This is a genomic window from Methyloceanibacter sp., from assembly GCF_058506495.1.
On record NZ_JBZMXT010000081.1, the window covers coordinates 1 to 9,388 of the forward strand.

Here is a 9,388-nt window from a genome sequence, read left to right on the forward strand (position 1 = left end):
AACCCCCACTTTGGTCAGGCTGGTGAAGATCTTGGTATCAAGACCTTCCCCGGTGAGGACTACAAGATTGGTGGTGGTGCTGCCTGGGGTTGGTTCACTTATGACCCCGATCTGAAGATGGTCTACTACTCGACCGGTAACCCCGGCCTGTGGAGCCCATCCTATCGTTGCACCAAAGAGACCCACGAAGAGTGCAATACTGGTGAGTTTGACAACAAGTGGTCGATGACCATCTTCGCTCGTAAGGTGGAAAACGGCGACGCTGTCTGGGCTTATCAGATGACGCCCTTCGATCAGTGGGACTATGACGGCATCAACGAGAACATCCTTACCGACATGGAAATTGACGGTAAGGCTGTGAAGGCTCTTACTCATTTTGACCGTAACGGTTTTGCCTATGTCATGGATCGGGTGAACGGCGACCTGCTGCGCGCCACGAAGTACGTGACGACAGACTGGGCCGAGAAGGTCGACATGAAGACGGGCCGTCCGGTTAAGGTGCGTGAGCACTCACCGCTCGAAGTTGGCCGCAACGTCTCTGCCTGCCCGTCAGCTATGGGTGGTAAAGACCAGCAGCCTGGTGCGGTCGATCCGAAGGAGCCGAACATCTTCTACATGCCCACCAACAACTGGTGCATGGAGCTTGAGCCTCAGGAGCGCACGCACACGAACCAGGGCACGGTTTACGTGTTCGCGAACGTGTATATGTATCCTGAAGTTCAGGGTGTCACCGGCAAGATCAAGAAGTACGACGTCCTGACGGGCAAGACGATCTGGGAAATTCCGGATCCTTATCCGAACTGGGGTGGTACGATGGTCACCGACGGTGGTCTGATGTTCTACGGTTCGCTCGGCGGTGACTTCCGCGCTGTTGACCGGAGCTCCGGTAAGGTGCTTTGGAGCCGTAAGCTTGGTTCCGGCATCATCGGCAACCCGATCACTTGGAAGACCGGCGGCAAGCAGTATGTCGGCGTGTACTCCGGTATCGGCGGCTGGATCGGTCTTCCGGTCACGGCTGGCCTGGACCTGAACGATAAGTTCGGTGCCATCGGTGCTACGGCGATGACGAAGGCCGCTGGCCTGCAGCATATCCCGCAAGGCGGTACGCTGAACGTCTTCCGCGTATACGAGTAACTCTCGTAAACGTGTAGAAATTTGGCACCCGATGCCCTTGTGGCATCGGGTGCCTCTTTTTATATAGTTCAGGAAGTTATGGACCCCCGGCGGGCACGCCTGGCGGGAAATTTTTCCTGCATATCGGCCCGCCTTACCAGTTGAGGCGAACGCCCGTGTCATTTCGATTTTCCAGTTTTACCGCGACCCTTGCCGCCGCCGCGCTCCTAATTGGCGGCATTCCGGACAGTGCCGATGCAAACGAGCAGGTCCGGCGAGACCTGAATAAGACCTACGAAGAGCTAACGCCCGGTGAGCATATTGCGATCCGTGCTGCCGCCAAGGCTGCTTATAAGGCCAAAAAGTTCAACACCTTGAACATTTGCGCTGATCCCGGAAACATGCCGCTATCCAACATTCGGGAAGAGGGCTTCCAGAACAAGCTGGCAAACATCCTTGCAGAGGGCATGGGTGCCCGGATCAAGTATCATTGGCAGCCCTTGATTGATCGTGGACTGACCCGATCGACCTTTGACGAGCAGTTGTGCGACGTGATGTTCGATATTCCCTCAACCTTCGACAGGCTGCTAACAACAGAGCCGGTTTATAAAACGCCCTATGTTCTTGTGTATCGCAACGATAAGGGACTAGAGCTCACGGGGCTCGATGATCCAAAGCTCAAAGATCTCACGATCGGCGTCTTCCAGACATCTGGTGTCCGCCAGGCTCTTTTGAAGCGCGGGCACATCGATAACGTGAAGCTCCAAGTTCAGACCCACGATGGGGACATCGTTCCAGAAAACCAGCCCTGGTATGTCATCCAGAAGATGTTGGATGGAGAGGTTGATGTCGCGGCGGTATTCGGACCCTTCGCCGGTTGGGTGGAGACCATGAAGAATGAGCCCGTTGAGATTCTCCCGATCAATCTAGACGACGACAAAGTGCCTATGGAGTTCGAGTTGTCGCTGGGCGTGCGTCAGACCGATGCTTTCCTAAAGTACCTCCTCGAATGGGCGATGGATGACAAGGCCGAAGAGATCGAGGCAGTGATGAAGGAGTATGGCGTGCCGCTCGTTCAATGCAGCAGGTGCTATGTTCCTGGGGATCTACCGGCTCATGGCAGCTATATCCAGCTTGCGGATCGGACATACGAAGCGCGTCCCGATCTCGCATCTGCTGATCAGGTCGTGACGCAGGAACGGCTCGAAGCTTGGCTCGCCGACGGGGCGGACCCGGACGAGGAATTGGCGAATGCACTCCTCTCTGGCGATGAAGAACGCATCAGGTTTCTCGTTTCGAAAGGGGCCGACGTTAACAAGCCCGATCTTCAGGGCTGGACGCCGATGACCGCTTCGGCACGACAGCGCCGGAATGAAACGATCCAACTTCTTGCGGAGTTGGGTGCTGACCCCAACAAGGCTGACAGCAACGGGTTAACGCCATTGGCGGCAGCTCTGATGCGCGACCACGTCCCGTCAATCAAGGCCTTGGTCGAACTTGGTGCCGACGTCGAGGTGCCTGGTCAGCAGGGCTACCGGCCGCTCGCACTTGCCCTTGCAGACCAGAAGTATGAAGCCGCAAAGGCGCTGATGACCGGTGGCGCTGATGTCACGGTTGCATCTGGTGACTTGGGCCTTACGCCGCTCATGATCGTGGCGGCCCAAACACGGCCGGCTGAAGGTGCCATATTCTTGCCGGGTAGCGTACGTCCCACGGACATCGCCACTGCACTGCTTGACGCCGGCGCCGATATCGATGCCCAATCGGCCAATGGCATGACGGCGTTGATGATTGCTGCGGCCAACAATAGCGCGCCGATGATTGGATTGTTGATGGCCGCGGGAGCAGATCCCGGTATCAAGAACGAGCAGGGTCAGACAGCGGTCGATGTCGCCAACCTCAACGACAACAAGGAGGCATCACAGGCTATCCGGGTTTTGTCACTGTCACGGGCTCCTGCGCCTAAGCAGGCAGATAGCGACGGCAGTGAAACCGTGAAGCAGTGATGTCATGATCCGACGTTGTTTGAAACACGGGAAGGCTGCGGCTATCGCCGCAGCTCTCTGTGTTGGAGCAGCTGGTCAGGCATACCCAGCGGACTACCCTGACTTCGACGATGCATCGGTAACGGCCCGTACGGAAGAAGTCATCAAAGAACGCTCCAAGGATGGCGTCTTCATTTTTCGTGATCCTCGATTGAACCAAGACCTCAATCTTGTCTACGAGAAGATGCGGGTCATACGCGGCATGAAGGGCTACGGCTGGTTCGCCAATGCGATTTTCCATGACAAGGAGGATCCGCGAAAACAGTACGCCCTCGACTTCTGGTTCAAGCCTCAGCGTGAAGGCGATAGCCTCGACCTGATCGATATCCGCGTCCAGAAGGGCCCAAAAAGGGACGGTGACGGGTACACGATGATCACCCGCTTGCCTGTTGCGTGGTGGTGGCTGCCCGTCCAAGAACACCCGGGAGATATGGAGGTCGTGCGCGCCTGGCATGTGATGAGCGCGATTCACAACTTCATTGCCGAGAACAAGAACGATGACGGTGTGCTGGAATTGGAAGATCCCAAGACCGGGGAGACCATCCCGCTAGAGTTTGTCGAAATGCACCAGCCGGTTCGCTACCTAAAAAAGGACGGCCATTATTTCGCGTGTACGGATTTTCGGCGCACAGGTAGTACAGACGAGTACTACGACGTGGACTTTTGGGTCGATGAGAAGACCGGCCGGCTGAAGGTCTCGGATGTGAAGATCCACAAGGTGCCTGTCAACGAGGATGGGGTTTGGATACAGGTCCCGCGCTACACATTTGAGGACATGGACTTCGAGATCACGCAATAAGGCGCTGGTCGAGGGGACGTAGGCCGTATCGCGCAAAGCCGTAGGCCCGTGATGCAGCAGTGCCTCTTGCGATTAACGCCGTATCGGCTAAGACGTTCGTAAATAAGACTGGGAACGCCAACGCCCCAAAGAACTGCAACTCTTGGTTCTCGGTCGACAAATGAGCGCTCGTATTGGTGCTTAGGAGGAAGATGCCATTGAGACTATGGCAAAGCAGAAAATGGGCCGTCGCATGAGCGGCGCATTCGGAGGCGCGGCGAGTTGCGGCTCGCGGGATTTGAGCTCTCCGACGGGGTCCGCCTGGCATTTCCGACGGCAAAGTAAGTGCCTTGCGCGTGAGCTTTTTTCAGGCTTTTTTCTGACTCAATGGCCCTCAAAGACGCTAGTGTGTCGCTTGAGAGGCTTTGGATGGAGCGCGCAAGGAGGGTCAGAGGTAGATTGCTCTGACGGAGAAAGGCTCAAACAGGACTGAAACTAGGGTAAGGAAGACGTATCGTGCGAAAGATTATCACTGGAGTTTTGGCTACTGTGCTCGTCACGGGTGGTGCCTTTTGGGCGTCACACGTCATTGCGGCCGGAAGCAACACAGAAGGAATGACGGCGAAACAAGCTGCCTTGGATGTGCCCGTCGGGGAGCTCGTGAACCCCTTCGACGCATCGGATGAAGAAGTCGTGGCCAAGGGGCAAGCTGCATTTCGAGGTGCATGTGCTGCATGCCACGGCGGGACCGGCGGTGGCGGGATGGGACCCGCATTGTCGAACCAAGTTTGGAATTATGACGAGACTGACGACACACTCTTCCGTCTGATCACACTTGGCAGCGACTGTAAGAACTTTGATGTCTGCATCGAGACGCTTGGCTTCAAGCGCGTGAAGCGCGAGACAATGTCGTTCCCAATGCCTGGTCAAGGTCATCTCCAAAAGGATGCGCCAGAAGGCAAGGAGCCCTCGCTGAAGACACCAGAGGATGTATGGAACATCGTCACATTTATCCGGCACATTAATCCGGAATCGGCTAAGTCCGCTAACGGGACGAACTAGCCATTTTCAGGCGAGCATTGATCACGTGAGGCCGCCAAGCGTTCGCTTGGCGGCCTTTGCGTATCCTGAAACATTGGTAATGAATGCTGCCATCACTTGGCGTTGGCAGCGCCAGGGCCCTATATATTTAAGGATTGTGTCGGACCGCGGGGTTCCCCCAACGCCGGTTGTGCAACGCAGGCTTGCCCGCCGACTGCCGGTCTGAAATAGAAGGACGCAAAGACGTCCAGGTAGTTTTGGTTGGAAACGATCGAGAGAGACTGTGCCCTTGCGTTCCCCCTATTTCCCGTCGGCGCGACAAGCTTGTTTGGCTTTGGCCGCCTTGTTTGCGTCATCCCTTGCATTTGGGCTTGCGGCTGCAGGCGCACAGGATGCACCGGCGCCAGCAAAGGCAGATAGCGCCAAGCCCGGGGCTGCTGCTGCCGAAAAGAAGACGATGGACGTCGTTTACCTTGGCAAAGAATACAGAGAACCACTCCCACTCTCTTATGCGGAGAAAGTGATCACGGACAAGGGCATTCAAGGCGCACGCCAGATGCTCAAAGAAGCAAACCTGGCGGGTAGTTTCTTAGGGTTTCAGTACACGCTTGAAGAGGCCATCGTTCCCGAGGACGCCGACGTGGTTGCCAAAGCCAAGGAGCTCTTAGCAGCTGGCAACCGTTTTTTCATTGCCGATCTTGAGCCCGACGATCTGTTGGCGGTCGCGGACCTGCCCGAGGCCAAGGACGCAATCATTTTGAACATTCGTTCGAGCGCCACCCGGCTGCGCCAGGAAGATTGCCGCAAGAACGTCTTTCACATCATTCCGGACTTCGCGATGCGCGCAGATGCTATCGCGCAGTATCTGATCTTGAAGAAGTGGCGCGACTGGTTCGTGATGCGGCGCGATACCCCCGAAGATCAGGACTACTTCGCCCAAGTACAGCGTTCTGCGAAACGATTTGGCGGCAACATTGTAGAAGATCACTTATACGACCTGCCGCCGGGCGCGCGGAATCTTGATTCTGGTCATCAGCAGATCCAAGCGCAGATGGCCCTCGAGACAGAGCGTTCTCCCGACCATGACGTTGTATGGGCCATCAACAGCGACGATGATTTCGGCGACTACCTTATGTACCGCACGACGCTTCCACGGCCGGTTGTGGGGACACAGGGCATGCAGGCAACCGCCTGGGACAAGTCCTACACAGAGTCTGGCGGTATGCGGTTCCAGCGTGCGATTCCGCGCATCGCAAACCGGCCACCTGTTGAGCGGGACTACACCGGCTGGCTGGGTCTACGGACTTTGTCAGAAGCCGCGCAAAAGTCAGGGTCCGTCGATCCTGAGGCTGTGAAGGATTACATGCTTTCGGACCAGTTCCGGCTCGAAGCCTTCAAGGGACAAGCCCTGAGTTTCCGCACTTGGGACCAGCAAATGCGACAGCCAATCATTCTAGGCGGCGGTACACGTGTTCCCGTCTCTACCTCGCCACAGGAAGGCTTTCTGCATCCCAAATTCGTCACCGACACGTTGGGTTTCGACAAACCCGAATCCAAGTGCAAATTCTAGGGAATTTATACAAAGGGTATTTCATGACACGCTTTGGCCTCGCTTCTATTGGCGCGCTTGCGCTTCTTCTGCTTGCCACTCCGCTGGCTCAAGCCGAAACGATCTTTGTTTCAAACGAGAAAGACAACACGATCACCGTTATCGACGGTGATACGATGGAAACAATAAAGACGATCGAAACGTCGCGTAGGCCCAGAGGCATTATGCTGAGTCCGGACTATAAGGAGCTCTTTGTGGCTGCCGGGGACGGCGACATCATCGATGTCATCGATACCAAGACATTTGAGATCACGCGCCAGCTTGAGAGCGGCCCCGACCCGGAGCTTATGGATATCGATCCCGATGGTAAGATCATTTACATCGCCAACGAGGATAACAGCATGGTCACGATCATGGAGATCCAGAGCGGCGATGTGCTCGCCGAGGTGCCCGTGGGCGTGGAGCCTGAGGGCATGGCTGTCAGTCCCGACAACGTGCTCACGGTTGCGACCTCCGAGAGCACGAGTATGGCGCATATCATCGAAAACGCGTCACAGCAGCTTATTGCCAACGTCTTGGTGGATAGCCGGCCGCGCGAAGCCAAGTGGACCAGCGATGGCAAAGAGTTGTGGGTTTCGTCGGAAATTGGCGGCACCGTCTCCGTGATCGATCCAACGACCTGGCAAATCGTCAACAAGATTGGCTTCGAGGTTCCAGGCGTTCGTCCGGAGCAGCTTCAGCCTGTCGGCATGGACTTTGTCAAAGACGAGACCTTCATTATGGTGCCGCTCGGACCGTCCAATCGCGTTGCAGTTATCGACGCCAAGAAGAAGGAAGTGGTGGACTACATCCTGGTTGGGCAGCGTCCCTGGCACGGTGAGCCAAGCGCGGACGGCAAGCGGTACTACGTCGCCAACGGCCTCACCAACGACATGACCATTATCGACCTGGATACAATGAAGGCGACCAAGTCCGTTCCTGTCGGACGTTTGCCCTGGGGTGTCGCCGTTATGCCTGGAAAATCTGGCGGATAAGCGGGCGTCAGGTATTGGTGGGTTGGCGAGACAGGCGCTGCACAGCACGCCACTCCCGTTCGGCCTATCCAGGCTCTAGTCTCCCAACGTCTCCGGTAAATTGGTGGCTTCGGCGATCTGCTCCAGGACCGGCACCAACTGTTTTGCCTCCGCGACGAGCGCGTTCATGAGTGGTGTGAGCGGATTGCGTTGAGGCACGACGAGCCCGATGGTGTGAGTCACAACAGGATTCACAATAGGGATGGAACGGACGTTCTTCGTAACGCCCAAGACCTCTGCCAGCCGCGCAGGCATCACGCTTGTCCACTTACCCGTTCGCACATGTGCGATGAGGACGATGACCGAGTCCGACTCCAATCTCGGAGATTCGTTGATGCCGACCTCGCGTAGTTGAGCGTCGATGATCCGACGATTCTGCATGTCGGGCGTGAGAAGGCAGAGTGGCATATTGCCGACCTCTTCCCAAGTGACGGTTTCCCGATCTGCGAACGGGCCCCCAGTGGAGGCGAGCAGCCGATAGTGCTCCGTGTAAAGCGGTACCGACTGAACGCGGCCCAAGGGTTCATTGTCGAGATAGGTGAGCCCCGCATCGATTTCGAGATTCTCCAGCATACTTAGGATCTCAATTGAGGTCCGAGAGAGAATGGTGAAACGGACCTCAGGATGGTTGGCCTGATACGGGGTCGTTAACATGGCGACGCTGGGCAAAGCCGTGGGGATGGCGGCGATCCGTAAGTGTCCAGACAGACCATGCTTGAGGGCATCAATCTCCTGCCGCATGGCGCGCGTGTCGGATACGATCCGCCGCGCCCAGTCCAGAACGCGCTCACCTTCGGGAGTGAGTCCGCGAAAGCGCGAGCCGCGTTCGACCAGTAGCACGCCGAACGTATCCTCCAACTGCTTGATTCCGGACGAAAATGTCGGCTGGCTCACGCCGCAGCTTTCGGCGGCGCGACCGAAGTGACGCTCTCGCGAGAGCGTAATGAGGAATTCGAGTTTTTCGATCATGCCGCGCCCGTGGGCCGGTCCCAGTTATTGCTCCGCAGTCGGCGCCGATATTGGGCCCGGCGCGCCGCCTCAGCAACCATTCAAAGCGTATGCTCTATTTCTTCTTTTCTGCTCGAAATGTTTTGTGACAGGCCTTGCAGGAATCGATGACGCCCTTGAATTTCGCCTTCCACTCCGGAGACTCGTCGGCCAGGGCGGTTTCTAAGGCTGTAGCGGCTGTCTCCAGCGCCTCAGCATCTGCTGTGAATTTGTCCCACTGGGTCCAAATTTCGGGCTTCGCCTCGCTGGGAGGACCGACTGTTCCCTCAGGGAACAGATCGACGATTTCCGCCGCCGTGCTCTTTATTTCCGTCGCGGCAGCGCCGGCCTTGGCGGAATCGAAGGGCGCCTCGCCTTTGGCCATGGCGCCGATGACCTTCATGGCGTCCTTTTGCGTCTCCATGAGGTCCATGCGCTCCTTGACCACGCCCGTTGCGCCTTTCTCCGCGAGCAGGGCTGCTGGTGTGAGAAGAACCATGCAAATGGCGACAAACAGACCAAGCTTGAACTTCATTAGACCTTCCCAAAACCACAACGACCCAGCAGTGGACCAGCCTATCGAGCGACTGGCAAGCGATGCACTCCGGCAACCCGCCCAAACACAATAAAGGAGCTTTGGGGTATCAAACAGAAACCCCGCCTCACGACTGTGTGAATCAATCCTATCGGCAGTCTCCTAGCGCTTTCTGCCAGCCGACCGTGAACGTATAGTCGGTTTCCAACTGCGGACCGTTCAGCCGCTGGTAGAACGGTGCGCCGAATTCCGCTGCGAGGCGATGAC

8 protein-coding genes are annotated in these 9,388 nt (G+C 56.8%); 6 read left to right on the forward strand and 2 right to left on the reverse strand.

What is annotated here, in order from left to right:
- The 6 genes from AC33YF_RS11480 to AC33YF_RS11505 form a co-directional block, all read left to right on the forward strand.
- Window positions 1–1,134: outer membrane protein assembly factor BamB family protein (locus AC33YF_RS11480; protein ID WP_491777340.1), on the forward strand; the 1,134-nt coding region annotated here is incomplete at its 5' end.
- Window positions 1,135–1,289: 155 nt separating this feature from the next.
- A complete protein-coding gene (locus tag AC33YF_RS11485) occupies window positions 1,290–3,119 on the forward strand; it encodes a quinoprotein dehydrogenase-associated putative ABC transporter substrate-binding protein (RefSeq protein ID WP_491777341.1) in 1,830 nt (609 codons plus the stop codon).
- Window positions 3,120–3,123: 4 nt separating this feature from the next.
- On the forward strand, window positions 3,124–3,957 hold the full coding sequence (locus tag AC33YF_RS11490) for a hypothetical protein (RefSeq protein WP_491777342.1): 834 nt from the start codon (window positions 3,124–3,126) through the stop codon (window positions 3,955–3,957).
- Between the two features lie 495 nt (window positions 3,958–4,452).
- Window positions 4,453–4,998, forward strand: coding sequence for a c-type cytochrome (locus AC33YF_RS11495; RefSeq protein ID WP_491777343.1), 546 nt, complete (start codon window positions 4,453–4,455; stop codon window positions 4,996–4,998).
- 322 nt (window positions 4,999–5,320) lie between these two features.
- On the forward strand, window positions 5,321–6,547 hold the full coding sequence (locus AC33YF_RS11500; RefSeq protein WP_491777344.1) for an ABC transporter substrate-binding protein: 1,227 nt from the start codon (window positions 5,321–5,323) through the stop codon (window positions 6,545–6,547).
- Window positions 6,548–6,570: 23 nt separating this feature from the next.
- A complete protein-coding gene (locus AC33YF_RS11505) occupies window positions 6,571–7,560 on the forward strand; it encodes a PQQ-dependent catabolism-associated beta-propeller protein (RefSeq protein ID WP_491777345.1) in 990 nt (329 codons plus the stop codon).
- A 75-nt stretch (window positions 7,561–7,635) separates the two neighbouring features.
- On the opposite strand, the gene AC33YF_RS11510 is transcribed toward AC33YF_RS11505, so the two are convergent.
- Window positions 7,636–8,568 (reverse strand): LysR family transcriptional regulator, encoded by a 933-nt coding sequence (locus AC33YF_RS11510; protein WP_491777346.1) that lies wholly within the window; start codon window positions 8,566–8,568, stop codon window positions 7,636–7,638.
- A 94-nt stretch (window positions 8,569–8,662) separates the two neighbouring features.
- Complete coding sequence (locus tag AC33YF_RS11515) at window positions 8,663–9,121, reverse strand: c-type cytochrome (RefSeq protein ID WP_491777347.1); 459 nt, start codon at window positions 9,119–9,121, stop codon at window positions 8,663–8,665.
- Window positions 9,122–9,388 lie beyond the last annotated feature (267 nt).

Bases quoted from the DNA above. Each gene is read 5' to 3' on its own strand.
- AC33YF_RS11490 (WP_491777342.1), top strand. From the start codon at position 3,124: ATGATCCGACGTTGTTTGAAACACGGGAAGGCTGCGGCTATCGCCGCA.
- AC33YF_RS11510 (WP_491777346.1), bottom strand. From the start codon at position 8,568: ATGATCGAAAAACTCGAATTCCTCATTACGCTCTCGCGAGAGCGTCAC.
- AC33YF_RS11515 (WP_491777347.1), bottom strand. From the start codon at position 9,121: ATGAAGTTCAAGCTTGGTCTGTTTGTCGCCATTTGCATGGTTCTTCTC.
- AC33YF_RS11505 (WP_491777345.1), top strand. From the start codon at position 6,571: ATGACACGCTTTGGCCTCGCTTCTATTGGCGCGCTTGCGCTTCTTCTG.